The 20799-nt window shown below is 49.2% G+C and carries 17 protein-coding genes; 9 read left to right on the top strand and 8 right to left on the bottom strand.

The features are described 5' to 3' along the window. The first annotated feature begins 131 nt into the window (after nucleotides 1-131). Entirely contained in the window at nucleotides 132-2609 is a 2478-nt protein-coding gene (locus GRF55_RS10605; RefSeq protein WP_220368374.1) for an outer membrane beta-barrel family protein, read from the top strand. A 516-nt stretch (nucleotides 2610-3125) separates the two neighbouring features. Here the strand turns inward: GRF55_RS10605 and GRF55_RS10610 are convergent. The 6 genes from GRF55_RS10610 to dapB form a co-directional block, all read right to left on the bottom strand. Beyond that, a complete protein-coding gene (locus GRF55_RS10610; protein WP_220368375.1) occupies nucleotides 3126-3674 on the bottom strand; it encodes a DUF3332 domain-containing protein in 549 nt (182 codons plus the stop codon). 104 nt (nucleotides 3675-3778) lie between these two features. Then, nucleotides 3779-3958: a hypothetical protein gene (locus tag GRF55_RS10615; protein WP_220368376.1), complete on the bottom strand. Its 180-nt coding sequence runs from the start codon at nucleotides 3956-3958 to the stop codon at nucleotides 3779-3781. A 236-nt stretch (nucleotides 3959-4194) separates the two neighbouring features. Next, nucleotides 4195-5535: an alginate export family protein gene (locus tag GRF55_RS10620; RefSeq protein ID WP_220368377.1), complete on the bottom strand. Its 1341-nt coding sequence runs from the start codon at nucleotides 5533-5535 to the stop codon at nucleotides 4195-4197. 80 nt (nucleotides 5536-5615) lie between these two features. Further along, nucleotides 5616-6218 carry a WbqC family protein gene (locus GRF55_RS10625; RefSeq protein ID WP_220368378.1) on the bottom strand — a complete coding sequence of 201 codons (603 nt, stop codon included), beginning with the start codon at nucleotides 6216-6218 and terminating at the stop codon, nucleotides 5616-5618. Next, nucleotides 6215-7723 (bottom strand): S26 family signal peptidase, encoded by a 1509-nt coding sequence (locus GRF55_RS10630; RefSeq protein WP_220368379.1) that lies wholly within the window; start codon nucleotides 7721-7723, stop codon nucleotides 6215-6217. Before GRF55_RS10630 ends, GRF55_RS10625 begins: the two co-directional genes overlap by 4 nt. Nucleotides 7724-8110: 387 nt before the next feature. Then, nucleotides 8111-8863: a 4-hydroxy-tetrahydrodipicolinate reductase gene (dapB, locus tag GRF55_RS10635; protein WP_220368380.1), complete on the bottom strand. Its 753-nt coding sequence runs from the start codon at nucleotides 8861-8863 to the stop codon at nucleotides 8111-8113. A gap of 202 nt (nucleotides 8864-9065) precedes the next feature. Here dapB and GRF55_RS10640 point away from each other — a divergent pair, with 202 nt between their 5' ends. The 5 genes from GRF55_RS10640 to GRF55_RS10660 are packed head-to-tail and all read left to right on the top strand — an operon-like array spanning nucleotide 9066 to nucleotide 14407. Beyond that, entirely contained in the window at nucleotides 9066-10415 is a 1350-nt protein-coding gene (locus GRF55_RS10640; RefSeq protein ID WP_220368381.1) for a DUF2851 family protein, read from the top strand. 14 nt (nucleotides 10416-10429) lie between these two features. Further along, a complete protein-coding gene (dprA, locus tag GRF55_RS10645; protein ID WP_220368382.1) occupies nucleotides 10430-11563 on the top strand; it encodes a DNA-processing protein DprA in 1134 nt (377 codons plus the stop codon). A 27-nt stretch (nucleotides 11564-11590) separates the two neighbouring features. Next, nucleotides 11591-12547 carry a tRNA dihydrouridine synthase DusB gene (gene dusB / locus GRF55_RS10650; protein ID WP_220368383.1) on the top strand — a complete coding sequence of 319 codons (957 nt, stop codon included), beginning with the start codon at nucleotides 11591-11593 and terminating at the stop codon, nucleotides 12545-12547. A 6-nt stretch (nucleotides 12548-12553) separates the two neighbouring features. Further along, the gene (gene ribF, locus GRF55_RS10655) at nucleotides 12554-13540 is read left to right on the top strand and encodes a riboflavin biosynthesis protein RibF (RefSeq protein ID WP_220368384.1); all 987 of its coding nucleotides are present in this window, start codon (nucleotides 12554-12556) and stop codon (nucleotides 13538-13540) included. Between the two features lie 51 nt (nucleotides 13541-13591). Further along, nucleotides 13592-14407 carry a CPBP family intramembrane glutamic endopeptidase gene (locus GRF55_RS10660; RefSeq protein WP_220368385.1) on the top strand — a complete coding sequence of 272 codons (816 nt, stop codon included), beginning with the start codon at nucleotides 13592-13594 and terminating at the stop codon, nucleotides 14405-14407. Nucleotides 14408-14440: 33 nt separating this feature from the next. On the opposite strand, the gene GRF55_RS10665 is transcribed toward GRF55_RS10660, so the two are convergent. Then, entirely contained in the window at nucleotides 14441-15895 is a 1455-nt protein-coding gene (locus tag GRF55_RS10665; protein ID WP_220368386.1) for a hypothetical protein, read from the bottom strand. 587 nt (nucleotides 15896-16482) lie between these two features. Here GRF55_RS10665 and GRF55_RS10670 point away from each other — a divergent pair. Genes GRF55_RS10670 through GRF55_RS10680 form a run of 3 tightly spaced genes read left to right on the top strand, consistent with a single transcriptional unit; the run spans nucleotide 16483 to nucleotide 19411 of the window. Further along, nucleotides 16483-18450, top strand: a complete 1968-nt coding sequence (locus GRF55_RS10670) for an outer membrane beta-barrel protein (protein ID WP_255563871.1) — start codon at nucleotides 16483-16485, stop codon at nucleotides 18448-18450. Next, complete coding sequence (locus GRF55_RS11860) at nucleotides 18450-18635, top strand: cysteine peptidase family C39 domain-containing protein (protein ID WP_220368388.1); 186 nt, start codon at nucleotides 18450-18452, stop codon at nucleotides 18633-18635. The genes GRF55_RS10670 and GRF55_RS11860 overlap by 1 nt, the downstream gene beginning before the upstream one ends. Next, on the top strand, nucleotides 18632-19411 hold the full coding sequence (locus GRF55_RS10680) for a hypothetical protein (RefSeq protein ID WP_220368389.1): 780 nt from the start codon (nucleotides 18632-18634) through the stop codon (nucleotides 19409-19411). Before GRF55_RS11860 ends, GRF55_RS10680 begins: the two co-directional genes overlap by 4 nt. A 150-nt stretch (nucleotides 19412-19561) precedes the next feature. Here the strand turns inward: GRF55_RS10680 and GRF55_RS10685 are convergent, their stop codons facing one another. Continuing rightward, a complete protein-coding gene (locus tag GRF55_RS10685) occupies nucleotides 19562-20755 on the bottom strand; it encodes an acetate kinase (protein WP_220368390.1) in 1194 nt (397 codons plus the stop codon). Nucleotides 20756-20799: the final 44 nt, after the last annotated feature.

Below are 20799 nucleotides of genomic sequence, written 5' to 3' on the forward strand. Positions count from 1 at the left end.
TTTAAGGATATGTAACTCAAAAACAAAAAAGAGGAGACTTGTCAAAAAAACAAAATCCCCTCTTTTTGTAGCAAACAGACAGAAATTGCGTCACATATACAAAGCAAACAACGATTTTAAACAAAAAAACAATGAAATCATTAAAACTGATTATGTTGCTTGCCATGCTGGGAATCTCCCAAATGGCGATGGCACAGACAGCCCTGGTGAAGGGTGTCTTGAAAGATGCCCAGACGCAAGAGGGCATCACGTATGCGACCGTCCATGTGTTCCGTAGCGACAATATGGAAAAGCCTGTTGCCATGTCGGTAGCCGATGAAAACGGAAACATCCGGCAGGAGGTGAAGGGGACGGGAAAGTTTGTGGCGCAGTTCTCCTCACTCGGGAAACAGACGGTACGGAAAGAATTCACACTGACAGGCGAGAAAGAAATCGACCTTGGCGTCATCCTCACGAAAGATGATTCGCAGACGCTGGGCGAAGTGAACATCGTGGCACAGAAACCGCTCGTCAAGATGGAGACCGACAAGATGACCTACAGCGTGGAAAACGACGTGGACAGCAAGACGTCAACCGTGCTCGACATGCTGCGCAAGGTTCCGATGGTCACCGTCGATGGTCAGGACAATATCACGGTGAACGGCTCCTCGTCATTTAAAGTATATGTGAACGGCAAGCCTAACCCGATGTTGAGCCAATATGCCAGCATCGCCTTCAAACAAATGCCGGCAAGCATGGTGAAGAATATCGAGGTCATCACCAATCCCGGCGCCCGCTACGACGCTGAGGGAACGGGCGGCGTGCTCAACCTGACCATGCAGACGATGGGTGGCGGACAGGCACAGAAAATGAACGGCATCAGCGGACAGGCACAGCTGATGGCGGCTCCCCAAGGATTCGGCGCAGGCATCACACTGACCGGACAGCAAGGGAAATGGTCGTACAATTCGCGCATCTTCGGCAACTACATGGAAATAAAAGATATGGTGGTAGAAGGCAACCGCGAACAGTTTACCAGCGCCGGGACATCAGTCATCGACTATCAGCAGAAAGGTAGGCACATGCAGAAATTCCTCATGGCAAGCTTCGGTGCCGGCTATGAAATCGACTCCATGAGCAGCATGAACGCCAACCTCAGCATCATGAGCGGGAAAAACCGCGATAACGGACATCCCACAACCACCTACAGCGGTGGCATCTACGGCAACGGATTCTCTTATTCGAACGCCATGAAGCAGACTAAACTGTGGAAATCGGTGGATGCAAGCATCGACTACCAGCGCTTCCTCAACAAAGAGCGCACACGCTCCATCACAGCCATCTACCAATTCAGCCACGAACCGAACGAGACGAACAACTGGACACTCTTCGACGAGGCATACACGCTGCCGATAGACCTCACCAGCCGATGGTCGTTCGACCACGACAAGACGGACAACCATACGCTGCAAGTGGACTACGTGACACCCGTCGGAAAGGAACAGACGCTGTCGGTCGGCACCAAATTCATATCGCGACGCAGCAAGACCGACTCGGAATACTATCTCGACGAGAACGGCGAATTTGTCTATAACCCGCTGCTGAGCATGAAATACAAATTCATCAACCATATCGCCGCCGCCTACTCGGAATACGAAGGAAAGTTCGGGAAGTTCGGAACAAAAGCGGGATTGCGCTACGAACACACTTGGCAGGACGTCAGCTACGAACTGGGCAATGGCGAGGATTTCAAGAAAAACTACGGCAGCCTTGTGCCGTCGGGCTCGCTCTCTTACAGCATCGCACCGACGACCAACATCGGACTGACCTACAACATGCGCATCTCGCGACCCAGCATCTCCTACCTCAATCCATACGTGGATCGCAGTCAACCGACATCTATCAGCTACGGAAACACCGACCTCGACGTGGAGAAGACACACACGGCAGGCATCACCTTCAACCATTTCAGCTCGAAATGGATGATGAACGCCACACTGCGACAGAGTTTCTGCAACAACGCTATCGAGCAGTACAGCTTCTACGACGACAACATCCTCAACACAACCTACGGCAATATCGTGAAACGGCGACAGACCAGCCTCAACATCTTCATGAACTGGTCGCTCACCATCGCCACGCGCATCATCTTCAACGGCGGAGTCAACTATCTTGACCTACGTAGCGATGCACTTGACACGAGAAACAACGGATGGACTGCCAACTCGATGATTGGTATCCAACAGAAACTGCCGGCAAAGATGAACTTCAGTCTCTATCTCGTCAACCGCACGAAAAGCAAGACTTTGCAGGGATGGAGCAGCGGATTCAACATGATGAACGCCACACTCAACAAGTCTTTCTTCAAAGACAAGCTCACCGTCGGCATCACTGGTGTCACCGGATTGGGAAATGGCGGCGACTTGGCTTTCGACAGCTACAGTCAAGGCAGCAACTTCAAGAACCACCAACGCGTGCGCATCCCGATACAGACCGTCATGCTCAACGTCAGCTTCTCGTTCGGAAACCTGAAGCAGACGGCAAAGCAGCAGAAGAAGATTGAAGACGACTTCATGGAGAAAGAAAACAACAACCAGAACATGATGAACAATATGGGCATCGGCATGTAAGAACACATGCCATCCAACTCTCCTTTTCCTCTCCCCTCACCGGGAGAGGATTTTTTATGCCCATAACACGTCGGTTTGTAAATCTTTCTTACTCACGTCAGGAAAAACGGGACAGGCGGCTTTGTATAATTATGCACTGGCAGACGTTCCGCCGCGCCTTTTGTAAAGTATTAAATATCAGCACCTTATGAGTGGGCTTGCAAAAGTTCAACTTTTAGCCTGCGAAAGTTGAACTTTCAGGCGATGAAAGTTTAACTTTTAGAGCGCAAAAGTTCAACTTTTGGAAAGTGAAAGTTTACGTGTTATATTTATACGCTTTTACCGTATATTCATACAGCCGTTTTTATGGGGAGATGAGATGCTCTTTTTTCATTCTTCTTCCATCTCTCGGAAAGCGGTTCGGCGGTGCATTTCTTCTCGCTGAACGGAGCCTGTATCCACGAAAAACGGAGAAAGTGCAGGGATTCCCCACAACTTCTCCGTTGGATTGTTGACGATTGTCTGCCGAGACGTTTCCTATTTCAGTGCATAGCAGGAGCCGTCAACAGCCATGCGTGCCTGCATCACTCCGGCAGCGTCGAGCGTGAAGTTCATCCGCTCGCCGTTCGGCATGTTTGCCTGGATGGTTCCGTCTTCGTTGAAACGGAAGATTTCGCGCTCCTGACCTTCTGTTTCCATTGACCAAGAATTGTCTTTCTTGTTGTATGTCACGTAATAAACTTTTCCTTGCGGATCGGTTATCTCATAACCTTTCTTCAGGGTCTTTACGGCATAGATGAGTCCGTCCTCACCCTGTACGTTGACTGTTTTGCCCACGCGGCGAGCCATCGGGTTGTCGCCTGTCCAGAACTCGAGTGAGTTCAGCACCAGCGCATCTGCCAATCCTGCGAAAGCGTATGCCGGCGAGATGACGATAAATATCAGTTCGTTGAGAAACTTGTTGTCGGTGGCTGTCTTGTTCCAGCTTGCCAGTTTGTTGAACATTGCGAACGACCCCACGCACGAGCTTGTGAGAATGCCTGCCATAGCGAGACAGAGGGCTACTTTCATTGTTTTCTTTTTCATAATTCTAATAGTTTTTTTAAAGTAATTTCTTTTTCGGCAAAGATACGCAAAAGTGATGAGATATCAGGTGTGTGTTAACACAAATTATTCGTTTTCAACGATTATTACCTAATGGTGTTATTGGAAACCCCGTCTGCCGTCTTGTCTTTCGCGTCTATAGTTCCTGACTCTATCTTGCATGTCTCATCGCAAACAATCCGACTGTCTTGTGCCCGTGCTTCCGTTGAAAACAATCCCAGAACAATAAATAAAAGAATCCCGAGGAAGGAGTTGCCTGTTTCCATATTTTTTAATTATTGTTACCTTCATTTTTATCCCGAAAATACCCGAAAACATCGAACACGTACGAAAATAAAAGTTTTCGCCTTTTTCGTCGTTTTAGTATATTTTCGGAATGCAATATTACTTATTTAATGAACCGTATATTTTATTTAGTATACAGTATTATGACTTCGGGAAACAGAAAACGTTTAACGCAATGCCCGGAGAAAGCATCCCACCTCACGCCCTTTCAGCGCCCCTATTTCTTGAAGGAAAAGATGCGCGGATTGATGTTCAGCGACACCCAAGCCCAGTCCTGCCAACGCTTATGGTGACCGCCTTTCACGAAAGTCATCGTCTTCGTTCCCAGCATCATACTGTAACCTCCGAACAACGTCACGTCCTTCATCACTTTCCAGTCGATGCGGTAGTCCAGTTCCTGTCCCAGATTCCTGCTTGACACGAGAACGTTCGATGCCGTCATGAAGTTATGCAGCGTGAGCGACATGCTCAGACGCTTCGAGGGCTTGAACGTTGCCCCTATCAGGACATCCTGCAGACCCGGTTTGAGACCGTCAACAAAGTGGGCGGAATAGAAATAGTCCATACTTCCGTAAAAGCCGTGTCCCGAGCCGAAGAGTGTCGAGAATGCCTTTGACTTCGTAGCGTCTTTCTTAATCAGTTCGTAACTGCCGTCGTCCGCTTGTCTCACTTCCTTATAGCGCTCACCGCTCAGATAGTCATAGCCGGCATCGATTCGCCACTCGTCGCTGATGGCATAGCCTGCCCGCATTCCCATCATAAACGCCAAGGTGCTGAGCTTTTCCTCGTTTTTTCCCGTCTGGAGATAGACCGACCCCGACAGGTTCCACTTCCCTGGCGAATAGGTGAGGTGTGTTCCCATCGTCTGCATATACTGCGTCTTGGCTTCTTCGGGCGTGCCGGTCTCCTGTCCTACGTTGGCAAAGAGCAACGAGACTCCCAGTCCTTTCGGCTGCTTCTGATAGTGGTACCAGAAGGTGAGCATACTCTTATACGACTGTCCACCCTCTCCGAAATAGTTGCCGCCCTTCACGTTTTCATCGTTTTGGTTATAGGCAAAGACGGCATGCAGCTTGTGGGCGTCCCTTTCATAACCCACCCGCAAGGCGTCGTGCCAACAACCTGCCACGTGCCAGTCGCTCCTACTGAACAGCCGCTCGTCGTCGAACGCCAACTGCTGCCTGCCTATCTGCGCAAACAGCCCTTGTCGCCCTTCTATTTTTGCCCATCCTTCGTTCAGCGACACGCGCCCGTTCATGTCTTTCGAGGGGTCCTGTCCCCAGACACCAACGTGCTGTATCCCCATTCTCACCGTCAGTTTAGGCAGTTTCTCATTGTCGAACAGGCGCACATACTCCATCGTCAGCCGCGCACGGTTGTTGATGAAGGTCGCAGCCTTCTCGTCCTCGTTGAGCGGCTCGCGGGCACCATTGCGGTATTCGCCTCGCGTGCGCAACTGCACATCCAACGTGAACTGGTTTTTCTCCTTACCTTCTTCTTGCGCCGCTGCCGTCGCCGACAGAAGCAACATTCCTATTATCAGATATTTTCCTTTCATATTTTTTTTCATTCATTCCTGTGCAAAAACATAAAAAATCAGCAAGACACCGTCAGCAAGTCAGACTGCATTCTTTCTCTTCACAAATAGAGCACACTTTCGTTGCCCTCGTTGAAGAGCAAATCAAGAATGCTGAGATTGGGCTGGAAGCCGTAGCGCCGCTCATACACCTGATAGTAGCGCCGTGGAACGAACGCCGGGTCCACACTGCCGCGTTTGGGGTCGATTGCGTCGGTCAGGTCGTCCACGCTGCCGTGCACGTCGCCATCCAGCCGGTCCGTGATGTTCGGATGAATATCCAGCAACTCGCACATCTTCACCGTTATCGCCATGTTCAAGTCGTACAGATACTCCCAGCGCGACTCGAAAAACGGGCGGATGTCATCGGCATAATACTGGAAAAACGGACTGTCGCCGTATGCCGAACAGAGCGCATTCCAGTGCACATGGCGCCAATTGCCGTGCTCACTGACGCGGAGCGTGCCGATGTCTTTCCCCGCATCGTGCACCACCGGCACCGTCAGCGCCTGCAGCCCGTTTGCCGTCGCAATCACGCATCGGTTGCGATAACTCTGCTTCCGGAACCGCTCCTCACGACTCACGACGCTACAGCCATAGCGGTGCAACTTCTGATACCATTGTATCGGACCGAAATACGTAGTTGAGAGAACAACAGTTTTCATCTGATGTTGTCAACAAAGCGGAACAGCCTGTTCCAGCGGATTTTCTGCCCGAAACTCTCAGGATTGATAGAAAGCCATATGAAAAGCGGTTTACCGACAACATGGTCTTCAGGCACGAAACCCCAGTACCGCGAGTCAGCAGAGTTGTGGCGGTTGTCACCCATCATCCAGTAATAGTCCATCTTGAACGTATAACTCTCCGCCCGGCTGCCATTGATGTATATATCACCGTCACGCACCTCAAGACGGTTTTTCTCATACACACGGATAGGACGCTCATAGACAGGCAGATTCTCCAGCGTCAGCCTCACCGTCTCACCCTTCTTTGGAATCCACACAGGACCGTAGTTGTCACGCGTCCAACCATAAAAGCCGTTCAGCGGATACACCTTGTAATTGTCAGCATGGTTGGCATCCGTCACAGGCACAATCTTCTCCACAATCCGCCTGTCAGCCGCCAGCGCCTTATAGGCAGCATTCGTCATCGGCATCACAATCGGCATCGGATACTTGTCATCATAAATCAGCCCGCCGTTCCTGTCAACATAGTCCTCATCCAGTTTCGTCAGACCAAGGTCCTCAGCCGTGATATCCAACTCTTCCAACAGGCTCTTTTCAATCAGCGTGTTACGCCTGAACGTGACATAATAGCTATACTGCACCTCCTCCGGCTCCTTATTCAGCTTCCCGTTGATATAGACACGCCGGTCTTTAATCTGGAGCGTCTGTCCGGGCAGCCCCACACAACGCTTCACATAATTCTCCCTGCGGTCCGTAGGACGCGCCGTCAGCGTACCAAATTCCGCCGCGTTATTCCTGATATATGCCGCACCCGTCGCCATCACACGCCCATAAAAATCCCAGCGGTGCGAAGCATCCATCGCAGCTATCGTCGTGTCCGCAAGACTCAACTGTTGCCTGCCGCACACATAACACGCCTGATAATAATCCTGCGCCTCATACACCGGACTCGACATCACCGTGTCACCCGCAGGATAGTTAAACACCACGATGTCATTCTGCTCAACATGCCCCAGACCCTTCACACGCCGATATTCCCATTGCGGCCACGAAATATAACTTTTACAACCGAAAAGCGGCAGCGTATGCTGCGTCAACGGCATCGTCAGCGGCGTCTGCGGAATACGCGGACCATAACTCACCTTCGACACAAACAGATAGTCACCACGCAAAAGCGACTTCTCCAGCGAACTCGAAGGAATCACATAATTCTGGAAGAAAAACAGATTGATGAAATACACAGCCACCAAAGCAAACACAATCGCATCAATCCACGACATCACAGCACGCACAGGACGCTCCGAATCCTTCCACCACTGCCAGCGAATCCTCTTCGTGATATACACATCATAGATGAACGGAACCACAATCAGACCCCACCAACTCTTCACCCAATACAAAAACAACAGGAACAAGACAACAACAACAATAAACTTCGTCCATTGCCACCTCATGTTCAGTCCCTTCTTTTCCTTATCTTTCATCAAACTTCAATTATTTATCAATTATCAATTGTCAATTATCAATTAAGTTTCGCAAGTATGCGAAATACTAATATTAGCTCTCCCTTCGGTCGCTGATTTTCAATTCAGTCGCCTGTGGCGAGAAATCTTTCAAATCTGTACAAATCAAACAAATCTATTTTGAAAGATTTGAAAGGATTTGTGTGATTTCTGTCACGAAGTGACACTCATTTTCAGCAAGAAATCCCTAATCATATTTATCAATTATCTAATCGTCTTTGACGCTTTTACCAAGCGTAGCGACTAAAAGAATTATCAATTATTAATTAGAATACCCCCTAATCATAATTCTTAATTTTTAATTCTTAATTCATAATTAGAATACCCTCTAACCATATTTATCAATTGTCAATTATCAATTAACATGCTTCTCAGCAAACCACTATGCTCCGCCGTATACTCAGCAGCCAACACCGCCCCAAGCGCAAACCCCATGCGTGAATGCGCCCGGTGCGTAATCGTGATACCGTCAGCCTCACTCTCATACCTCACCGTATGAATACCAGCCACCTCACCCTCACGCACACAGTCGATAGGCACCTCATTCACACCCGGCTCATGCTCACACACAGTCGTCCCGTCAGCACGCGTGAAACGCCGCGTACACCACGACGTCTTCCCGTCAAGACGACCAATCATATCCTCCGCCAGCGAAATAGCCGTGCCACTCGGATGGTCCAACTTATGCACATGATGCGTCTCCACCAGCGACGGCTCATACTGACCAAACCTGTTCATCAACTCAGCCAGGTAACGGTTCAAAGCAGAGAAAATAGCAACACCAACCGAGAAATTCGACGACCAGAAAAGCGTCCTACCCTCCTCCTCACACATACGGCGCACCTCGTCACCATACCTCTCCATCCAACCAGTAGAGCCACTCACCACCTTTACACCCCTCGCAAAAGCACGGCACACATTCTCATAAGCCGCAGACGGCGACGTGAACTCAATCGCCACATCAGCAGAGCCGAAAGCCTCACCGTCAAAGTCACCCTGATTCTCCACATCAATGATGCACACAATCTCATGTCCCCGACTGACAGCAACCTGCTCAATCATCCGTCCCATCTTCCCATATCCAATCAATGCAATCTTCATCTCTTCGTTTATCTGAATTGTGCCACAAAGATAGTGACTTTCAGGGAAAATGGCGGTCTTTTTAACTTAAAACAACAAAAATACAGGTTAAGACAGGTCCTTTTTAGCAGTTTTTGGGGGAAATCGGACAAAAAGCAGGGAAAACGTTTGCTTTTTATAAAAAATCACACTACTTTTGTTTGCGCAAAAAAAGCAACAAGAAATGGAGCAATTACTGCATTACGTTTGGAAACACCGCATCTTCCCACTACAAGGACTAAAAACCACCGACGGACAAACAGTGGAGGTCATCGACTGTGGACTGCCAAACCGGCACGCAGGACCCGACTTCTTCAACGCAAAGGTCAAAATCAACGGAACACTCTGGGTGGGAAATGTGGAGATTCATGAGCGCGCCAGTGACTGGTATGCGCATCACCACAACCGAGATACTGCATACGACAACGTCGTGCTCCACGTCTGCCAAACCATCGACCGAAAGGTGACACGCTCAGATGGCGAACCCATTCCGCAACTATGCCTGACCGTCCCTGAATCCGTGCAACAGAACTATCAGACGCTCCTCACTGATGACCGCTACCCACCATGCCGACAGACTGTCGAAACACTCCCACCCATCAACGTACATGCATGGCTGAACACACTCTGCGTGGAACGCCTGGAGCAGAAGACGGAACTCATCACGCAGCGGGTCACACAAAGCAACGGAAACTGGGAAAATGCCTATTTCGAAACACTCGCACGCAGCTTCGGCTTCGGCGTCAACGGCGACGTCTTTGAAAGATGGGCACGCCAAATTCCTCTCATTGCCGTAGGACGACACCGAGACAACCCTCTGCAGGTGGAAGCAATGTTCATCGGACAGGCAGGACTGCTCGATGCCGAAAACATTCCTGAGCGACATCGCGAGGAAACCCTCTGCGACCCCTATTTCCAGCAACTGCTTGCCGAATATCGCTATCTCGCACATAAACTCTCACTCAAACCCATGGACGGCGCGTCCTGGCGCTTTCTCCGACTGCGCCCACAGAATTTCCCACACATACGGCTCGCACAACTCACAAACCTCTACTGCCTGGGAAAAACAAGTTTGAGCAAACTGACAGAATGCCGAACGGCAAAACAGATGAGCGACCTTCTCCGAACAGGCGTCACACCCTATTGGCAGACACACTATCTCTTCGGACGCGAAACCACAGAAAGCACCAAACAACTTTCTGCACGCTCACTGCAACTGCTCATCATCAACGCAGCCATCCCCACACTTTTCGCCTACGGGCGCCATCTCGGCAAGGAGGAGTGGTGCGAACGCGCCGTCGCGCTGCTCGACGAGATAAAGGCTGAAGACAACCATATCACCCGCATGTGGCAAACAGCCCGCATCCCCATCAAGACGGCAGCTGACTCGCAGGGACTCGTGCAGCTCAAAAACGACTATTGCGACAAAAAAGCATGTCTGCGCTGCCGGTTCGGACACGAACATCTTAAAGCCACCGCGAGACCTCTCTCTACCACTTCGAAGGAAAACATGAGAGGAGGGTCGTTAATATAAATTTAGAAGCATTTATGGAACAACAGGAAATATTACATGCCATGACACTGGCACGACTATGCCGCTTCTCACCTGCCACCGCCACACAACTATATCGGCAGGCAGGATCGGCAACGGCTGTCATGCAGCATCGACACGATATCAAGGCACTGATACCAGACGCCACCAAACACCTGACAGGCATCTTCCTGCATGCTGATGAAGAACTCAGACGCGCCGAACAGGAACTGCAATATGACCAGCAAAGGGGAATTCTGCCACTCGTCATGAACGATGAGCGCTATCCCGTACGACTCAAAGAATGCGACGACGCACCAATCATACTCTACTACAAGGGAACGGCAAACCTGAACCATCGACATGTAATCAGCATCGTCGGCACACGCCACTGCACAACCTACGGACAGGAACTTGTGCAACGCTTTGTCAGCGACTTGCGACTCCTTTGTCCGCAGACTCTGATTGTCAGCGGACTGGCATACGGCATTGATGTGTGTGCACACCGTCAGGCATTGACAAATGCCTTTGACACAGTCGGAGTCTTGGCTCACGGTCTTGACGAACTCTATCCCTCACACCATCGGCAGACGGCCAACGAGATGGCACGGCAAGGTGGTCTGATTACGGAGTTTATGACGCAGACAAGACCGGAGAAAATGAATTTCGTCCAGCGAAACCGCATCGTCGCCGGCATGTCTGATGCATGTATCGTGGTGGAGTCGGCTGAGAAAGGAGGCAGCCTCATCACGGCAACCATCGCACGGAGCTACGACCGCGACGTATTCGCCTTCCCGGGGCGCGTGGCAGACAAGGCTTCGGCAGGCTGCAACCAACTGATTCAAGACAACGTCGCAGCACTGATTACAAGTGCTGAAGATTTTGTCAAAGCCATGCGGTGGGAAAGTGACAAACAATTGCAAGAAGCGCAGTCCAACGGCATCGAAAGACAACTGTTCCCCGAATTTTCCGACGATGAACTGAAGATTGTCGAAGTGCTGAAAAAGACAAACGACCTGCAAATCAACATCCTTGCCGTGCAGTGTGGAATGCCGGTCAGCCGCCTCTCCGCAACACTGTTCGAACTGGAGATGAAGGGCGTTGTAAAGACACTTGCCGGAGGAACGTATCACTTGATGGCACTGCGCTAAATGTCTAATAAGTAATTATAACGGGTGATGAGGATTGGGAATATTGATTTTGGTGAGCAGCCGGTGTTCTTGGCACCGATGGAGGATGTGACGGATATCGGCTTCCGCCGGTTGTGCAAGCGTTTCGGTGCTGCCATGGTCTATACGGAGTTCGTATCGGCTGAGGCACTGGTGCGCTCGGTGCGCTCGACAATGGACAAACTGGCGATTGCTGACGAGGAGCGTCCTGTTGGGATTCAGCTTTACGGCAGGGATGCTGATGCGATGGTTGAGGCTGCCCGCATGGTTGAGGCTGCCCGTCCGGATGTGATTGACTTGAATTTCGGCTGTCCCGTGAAGAAGGTTGCCGGCAAGGGTGCCGGTGCGGGCATGCTGCGGAATATCCCTCTCTTGCTCGAAATCACTGAAAGAGTGGTGAAGGCAGTACATACACCCGTAACGGTGAAGACCCGTCTGGGGTGGGACTGCGAGAACCTTATCATCACCGAACTGGCTGAGCGCTTGCAGGATTGTGGGATTCGTGCGCTGACGATTCATGGGCGGACTCGTTCTCAGATGTACACGGGTGTGGCTGACTGGACGCTCATTGGTGAGGTGAAGCGGAATCCACGTATTCACATTCCTATCATCGGCAATGGCGATATCACTTGTCGCGAGGAGGCGCTGATGGCTTTCGAGCGTTATGGCGTCGATGCCGTGATGGTGGGGCGTGCCACGTTTGGTCGTCCGTGGCTCTTTCAGGAGATTGCCACAGGGCAGAGCCTCTCGCGGCGCGAGCAGATTGGGATTCTTGAGGAGTTGTTGCGTATCAATGTGGAGCGCATTGATGAGCGGCGGGGTATTATCCACACGCGGCGGCATCTGGCTTCGACACCTGTATTCAAAGGCATCCCAAACTTCCGACCGACACGTATTGCCATGCTGCGCGCAGAAACGCTGGAGGAACTGACGGGGATATTGGATAAACTGAAAAATGAGGAATAACACGATATGCAGACTATTTTTCTGAACGAGACGTACAGTGGAAACAAGGATTGTGTGGCGACTATCGGCTTTTTCGATGGTGTGCATAAGGGTCACGAGTTTCTTATCCGACGGGTGATTACTGATGCCCGGAACTTGGGGTTGGCTGCTGCGGTGGTCACTTTCGACCGCCATCCCCGTGAGGTGTTGGGGGGTGGCAATGGTCCGGGAATGCTGTGTACGCTTGAGGAGCGTATCGAAAGGATTGGCAGGACGGGCATCGACTTCTGCTTTGTGGTTCCGTTCAGTCGCGAGGTGTCGATGTTGTCGGCTCATGACTTCATGAAGGATGTGCTCAAAGGTCAGTTTGGTGTGCGGCAGCTTGTCATCGGTTACGACAATCGTTTCGGTCACGACCGGACGGAAGGGTTTGAGGACTATGTGCGTTTCGGCAGCGAAATGGGCATGGAGGTGTTGGGATGCAGTGCCTTTCAGGAAGATGGGGTTTATGTCAGTTCGTCTGTCATACGTGGTTATCTTTCAAACGGGCAGATTACTGAAGCCACACAATGTCTCGGTTATCAATATTCGCTCACGGCACGGGTGGTGCGTGGCGAACAGGAAGGGCGCAAAATGGGTTTCCCTACTGCCAATCTTGACATCAGCCATACGCGCAAACTGATTCCTCAGCAGGGTGTGTATGCTGTCTATGTGCATATCGGCGATGACAGCCGGCGCTGGTTGGGGATGATGAATATCGGACGGCGTCCGACGTTCGGCGACAAGCCGATGACAGCAGAGGTGCATATCCTCGACTTCAACGGAGATTTGTACGGGAAGGAGATTTCCGTCGCATTCATCCGCCGTCTGCGTGGCGAGCGGCTGTTTGCTTCGCCTGAGGAACTGGCAGAACAGTTGCGCAGGGATTGTATGGAGGTGAAGACCCACCCTAACCTTTCCCCAAATGGAGAGGAAATAAAGACCCACCCTAACCCTCCCGAGGGAAGGGGATGAATATAGGGGAGAAGTGATTTGAAATTAACATGTTAAAAGAAGAAGAGTAATATGAGAAAAGCGATTATTTATCTGTGTGTGTTTGTTGCCGTACAAATTTTCGTCATCTATGCCGTACAGACGGTTTGGCTGATGGCGGAAGGGATGGAAGTCGGTCGTGCCCTGCAACTTGTATTATCGGGCAAGGCGGTCACCTCCGTTCCTATGCTGATAGCTGCCTCGGCAGCATATAGCATGATTCTGCTCATCGTCTTCCTGAAGGCACGATGGAGTGAAGTCTCCCCCAACTATCTGCGCACGCGTCCCTGGGCTGTCATCTTCTGGTCTGCCGTTGCCGCCATGGGCACCATCATTCCTTCGCTCTGGCTACAGGAACAGATGCCTGCGCTGCCCGACATCATGAAAAACGAGTTTGCTGCCATTCTGAGTTCTCCCTGGGGGTATCTCACCATCTGCATCTTCGCTCCCGTCGTTGAGGAGGTGATTTTCCGCGGAGCCGTGTTGCGTGCATTGATGGAGCGGACTGATGAAAAGAAGGGTTTCTGGGTTCCCGTCCTTATCTCTGCCGTGCTGTTTGCTGTCGTTCACATAAACCCGGCGCAGATGCCTCACGCTTTCCTGCTCGGCATTCTCCTGGGTTGGATGTATGCCCGCACCGGAAGCATCATTCCGGGCATCGTGGTCCATTGGGTGAACAACACCGTCGCCTACGTTGGTTTTCATCTGCTTCCCGGGTCGATGGATGCCCAGCTTACTGACCTTTTCGGCAGTCCCACCCGCGTCCTGCTGGCAGTAGCCCTCTCGCTCGTGTGCATCCTCCTACCGGCGATTTTCCAACTTCACCTGCGGATGAAGAAGGCATCATGACACCATGTTATTAGAAGGCATCGTGACAACGTGTTATTCGTCCTCTCCGCCCTTCCTGCGAATGCGGTAACGCATCGTGCGAAGGGCGCCTTCTGAAAGATTCATAATCTGCTTTATCTGCTCCTCGCTTTTTCCCATATCTAATAAAATAAAATATACTTTTTGGTTTAAGGAATACGACTCACTTTTATTTTCCAATTTTTCGAAAAGATTATAGTTTTGTATTTGGTAGAATTCAATGAAATTCCTCATGTCACTTTGTTTCCACAGAATAAGACTTTCTCCCGATTGGAGCTTATCATACAGGCTCTTCCCTTTGGAGAACATTTCTTTTTGCCGATTCTGCAGTTTTTCTATCTTTTGTTCAAGAAGTTCTATTTTTTCCTGATTGCTGATAATCTTTTCTTGTCTGTCTGTAAGTTTTTGTTGGTATTCGTGGTTGGCAGACTTCAATTCCTGCAACTGCTGTTGGTACTTAACTATTTGGGCATGTATGTCTGCTGCTTCAAATCTCATTCGTTTCACCTTACTTCTATGTCTTTTCAATAATAGGAATACAGCAGCTGCAATGAAAACCAACATGAGTAACACCCACCTTCCATATCGCCACAACATCTTCTCCACACGCTTTTTATTGTAATGATGCAACGCCTCACTGATACCCTCTCTCTCCGAAACATTTGAAAGGGAGTCTTTCAAAGCAATAAACTGCATGGATACCTCCGATGCTTCCTTGTAACGTTCCTGTTGTGTCAGCCAATCACTATATTCCTGCATGATATCCAGACGTTGCCTGAAATCTTTTTCTTGAAGAGCTTTATGCCAAAAGGAGTCTGCTTTCTCTTCTTCCTTTTCTTCGGAATAAATCTTTGCCAACAAATAATATGTATGTGTGTGAGGAAAGATGGAGAGTGAATGGTGCAGATATTGCTTTGCCTTCTCCAAATCTTTTTTTTCTATGTAATACACTGCGATATTGTTATAGAAAAGAGGACGTACCCTTAACGACTGATATTTGGCATAAGGAAGAGATTCCTTAATATAAAAATCCGCGCTGTCTGTCCTATTCATATTATAATAGATTGTGAATAGCGTTAAGTTGGAAAATCCAATCCATCGTTTGTCTCCCACCAGTAACGCATGTGATTTTGTTTTACGGGCATACGACAGAGCCGCTCTTATGTTCCCAGAAAACAGATTATAGGAAGACAAGCAAGAATATACCTGAACCAATAATTTGTTGTCCTTTTCCTTTTCGGCTAATTCTTCTGCTTTTTTCAACTGAAAAATTGCTTCTGGAGCTTTTTCCGTATCATACAAGAAATAACTTCGGATGCAATAAGCACGAACCAATTTTTTCTTATCGGAAGACTGTTCATAATAAGCTATACTCTTATTGATAAACGAGTCGGACATACATGTATCATTAGTTTCTTTACAATAGGAAGTTTTTAATAAATAGAAATAGGCTTTTTCTTCTTCTGACATATTGGTAACATCCAATGCATCTAAATGCGCAGAAGCCTCTTCCATGGAATCTTTTTCAAGCAAGGAATCTATCAAGGTCAACGTGGACATTGTCTTCCGCTCCGTACAGCCAATGAGAGACATCAGCAACAAACATATATATATAAGATACTTCACTTCTCTTTATTATTTTTGTCACAAGCAAAAGTAATATGAATTTGAATAAAAAGCAAACTTTTTACACTGTTTTTTCGAAAAAGACAGAGAGAGACAACCTCGAGGCGTCACAGTTGAAAACCTAAAAACAAACCAAAAACAACAATAAATGCCGATTTCATCGAGATTTTTACAATTTTCATGCTGTGACGCTCGCTAAAAATAATGCTCAAAAAATTTGGAGGCAAAGTCTCTCGTTCCTAATTTTGCTAACGACAAACAAAGAATTTATTAACAATATAAACAAAAATCAAATTATGGGATGTCATAATAAGAAAATACTATTTATTTTTGCTTTATTTTCTTTCTGCAGCCCAGTTCTTGGACAAACAGAGAAAGACTCCATTGCACAGGCACCCGACACTATCACATGGAATAAAACGTTGGACGAAGTGACGGTCGTTGCCAAACATGTCCGCATGAAAAGGAATGGGGAAATAGAGGTCAACCTGTCTAACAATCCTATCGCGAAAACAAAGACGATGCTTGAGATGCTCAACTTTGTAAAAGGGGTGAAGGCAGATGATAGCGGTGTAAGTATCTACGGACGCGAAGGAACTATCATCTATATAGAGAACCGCAGGGCGTCTGTAAAAGAACTACAGGCAATTCCCGCTTCAATGATTAAGAAAGTAATTGTTGCACCGCACGCAGCCACCCGACACGGCAGCCAAGCAAGCGGCGGCGTCATTCGTGTCATGCTGAAAGACCAGGTGGGGCTTCTCGGATCGGTGACGGAAAGGCTGCAGATGGACAAGAATGGCTTTGTTGACAACGGCTTGTCGCCGACGATATTCTTCAAGCAAGGACGCCATGCGCTCTTCAGCAGCTTGACGGCAGGCTATGGACGGTATCTGGTTGAACGTGAACAGAAAAGCGTTTCTTCTGATGACGTCTCCCTGACAAGCACACGCACGAAAAACAAGGATTTCCTTATAAAAGAGAATCTGAGCTATACCTACAATTTCTCGGAAAAGAACTTCCTGAACATTTTCACAGGGATAGACTTTAACCACTTCAGGTCGCGACTGAACAGTCATACGGAATCCTCTCTTCTTGACATCGCATCGAAGTCGAAACCCGTGGGATATAATGCAGGACTACAGTACAGGCAGTATCTTGGCAAGAAAACAGACAGCTATGTGAACATGAAATATACCTACTCGGGGAACAAGTCAAAAAACACAAAGAGCTATCTCTCGGACGACGAAAGGAGCGACCAGACCTCAGAGAAGCATTTCAACTACCACCAGCTGCATCCGATGGTAAGCCTGTCCTTCAAGCACAGCCAGGAATTAGAAGCTGGAGTGAGACTTAATTTCCTCAATGACAACAACGACAACCAAGGCGTTCGGATATTCTCCCTAGACCAACTTACCGACTTGAAATACAGGTTGAAAGGCATTGATTTCAACCCATGGATTGAATACAGCAAAACTCTCGGCGAGAATCTGTATCTCCGCCTGGGACTTATCTATTACCGGGGCAGACTGAAGTATGAGGACAGGCTGAAAGGCAACGTCTATAGAACACGACAGAACGGACTGTTCCCTAACGTCCTGCTGCAATGGATGATAAACCAGCAGACCGGTCGAGGGCTGACGGTAGCCTATCGCCATGATTATTCCATGCCCAACTATGGATACTATAACCCCGAGCCAATCTATGTGTCCAAGAATTTCTACAGCATCGGAAACTTCTCACTGAAGAAAGCGACATTTGACACGGCTGAAATGAACTTTCACCTCAATTCCAACTGGACTTTCACCCTGCGGGCAGAGTGGTGGAGAAACATCATACGCATCATGACCCACCAAAGCGAGACAGACAAAAACGTATATTACACCATACCGGAGAATGTCGGAAAAAGGAAAAAGATTGCGGCTTCCGCACATTGGAACGAGAAAATAGGCATCTGGAATACAAATACAAGCCTGTCGCTCACAACCGAAGAAGAAAAGATGCCTGGACGAAAAGCATTGAACCGCTGCCACATCGTATTTGACACCAGCAACCAATTCCAAATCAATAAACATATAGGGCTGACAGCATTTTTCTATGCAGAGACCAAGAAAAAACAGCTTGGGTTTACGAAACACGGGACATACTCCTTCGACCTGGGGGGATATTGCAACTTGCTAAAAGGAGACCTAAACATCAACCTGCTGCTGCTCAACGTCTTGCACAAAGAAGAGAAGGTAACGATGGTGGGCAGCAACTATGATATTTTCAGAACTGACATGTCACCCAAGACTCGCGCGAAACTAACGGCTATCTGGCGGTTCAGATCAGGAAAGAAAGTGAAAATGAAAAATATGAATGTAGGAGAATCGCTGGAAAGAACAGCACCGGTCCTTTAATGAAAACATTTCCTTTCCACCTTCAGCATGACGCGATGCAGTGCGGAGTTGCCTGCCTGCGGATGGTCTCCGAATATTTCGGGGAACGGTTTACCATGGATGAACTTGATGAAGATGATGGAACTGCCAACAATTATCAATATAATAAAGAAATATTTGTCAACCTAAAACCAAACAATTTATGAAAACAAGAAACCTTTTAGCTGTTTTGGCAAGTGCTTTTATGCTTACGGCATGCAACAACGAAAGCCCTGACACGTACCCGAACTGGTATCCAGATTCCTACATCATAGGATTCGAAGGGGTGGAAAACCTGGATGCCTCTGCTTTACACTTAAAGTTTTTCAATCTGGAAAACAAGACGATGGACATAGCGGTTGCGGGAAAACAAGAACTTCCGACGACACTGTCCATCATCGGTAACATCACGGACAACGCAACCACAAAAGTGGATTTTCTCGCAAAGGAAGGAACGGAACAAGCCGCAGCATATAAGGAAAAGACCGCAGCACTCAATGATGTCTCGTTCAAGGGATTCGACTCCATGTTTTCCAGAGATTATGTCTTCACCTTCAATGGTAGAAGCCCCGTACTGGATGAAAGTGTCGTGGAGATTTCCGTCACCTGTGATAAAACCATCGGAGCTGTTCAGGCTGGCAAAAAACTGAACGACATCCTGATGATTTTCTATGAAGACCAGCTGGCTGTCGTAAGCAGCGGCTACAGAAACTACGCCGGCGCGGATGCCTACAAAGTTTCCGGAACCACAAAATTTCCATACGCATTGAGAGGATGTAAACTCTCTGAGTTCAACTCTGCGGAACACCCATTCATCTCAAACACCTTTCTGATATATGCAGAGAATCTTCCACTTGCAAGTGAAGACTATACATTCACCATTACGGTCAAGACAAAGGAAGGCACTTCCCTGCAAAAGGACGCGACATTGGAAGCACTCTGATATCTACATGTAAGAAATCAGCTGTCATCTCATTCGTTTTCTTCATAGAGTCTCCGCACCGCACGGGATGTGCGGTACGGAGAACAATAAAAGAGAAATCACCGATAAAATGGGCGATTTTTGAACTATGTGGGGAGAAAACGTATCGGGTTATAGGAGGTTCATGGTGTCTGTGGCTATCATGAGTTCCTCGTCGGTCGGGATGATGCACACCTTCACTTTCGAGTCGGGTGTGGAGAGTTCCACCTCTTTTCCTCTCACGGAGGCGTTCAGCTCGTTGTCGATGCGCACGCCCATCCATTCCATATCGTGGCACACTTCCTCGCGCATGCCTGCCTGGTTCTCGCCCACTCCTGCCGTGAAGACGATGATATCGACGCCTCCCATGGCTGCTGCGTAGGCTCCCACGTATTTCTTGATGCGGTAGAAGTACATGTCGAGCGCCAGCTGTGCCCGTTCGTCGCCTGCTTCTGCCGCACTTTCCACGTCGCGCATGTCGCTCTTTCCTTCGGTAATGCCTGCCACACCGCTCTTCTTGTTGAGCAGGGCTGACATGCCGTCGGCATCGAGTCCGAGTTTCTTCTCGATGAAGGTGATGGCTCCGCCGTCGATGTCGCCGCTGCGGGTGCCCATCATCAGTCCTTCCAGGGGGGTGAGCCCCATGGACGTATCGATGCATTCTCCGTATTTCACGGCTGCCACCGACCCTCCGTTGCCGATATGGCAGGTGATGATGCGCTGTTCTTCGGGCTTCACATGGAGGAAGTCGCACACCCGACGGGCTACGTAGCGGTGGCTCGTGCCGTGGAACCCGTAGCGGCGCACGCCGTATTTCGTGTAGAGTTCGTAGGGGATGGCATACATATAGGCTTTCTTCGGCATGGTCTGGTGGAACGCCGTGTCGAACACGCCCACCTGCGGCAGTCCCGGCATGAGTTCGGACACTGCCTCCACACCTTTCAGGTTGGCAGGATTGTGGAGCGGTGCCAGGTCGATGCATTCCTTGAACACGCGCAGCACTTCGTCGTTGATGACCACGCTCTTGTTGAACTTCTCTCCGCCGTGCACCATCCGGTGTCCCACGGCATCTATCTCCCTGAGGTCTTTGATGGCTCCGATTTCCGGGTCGGTGAGCAGTGAGAAGATGAATTTCACGCCCTCCGTATGCTCGGGTATGTCGTGCTTGATTTCCCGTTTCTCGCCATTGGGCAGTTTCACTTTCACGAAAGCGCCGTCGAGTCCGACGCGCTCGGCACCGCCCGATGCCATCACCGAGCGGTCGTCCATATTGTATAATGCGTATTTGATGGACGAGCTACCGCAATTCAATACCAATATTTTCATTTCGTTTTTCCTTTTATGTCGTCTATTTCTGTTTCTTGACTCTG

This window comes from Prevotella sp. Rep29 (assembly GCF_019551475.1).
Lineage (GTDB): Bacteria > Bacteroidota > Bacteroidia > Bacteroidales > Bacteroidaceae > Prevotella.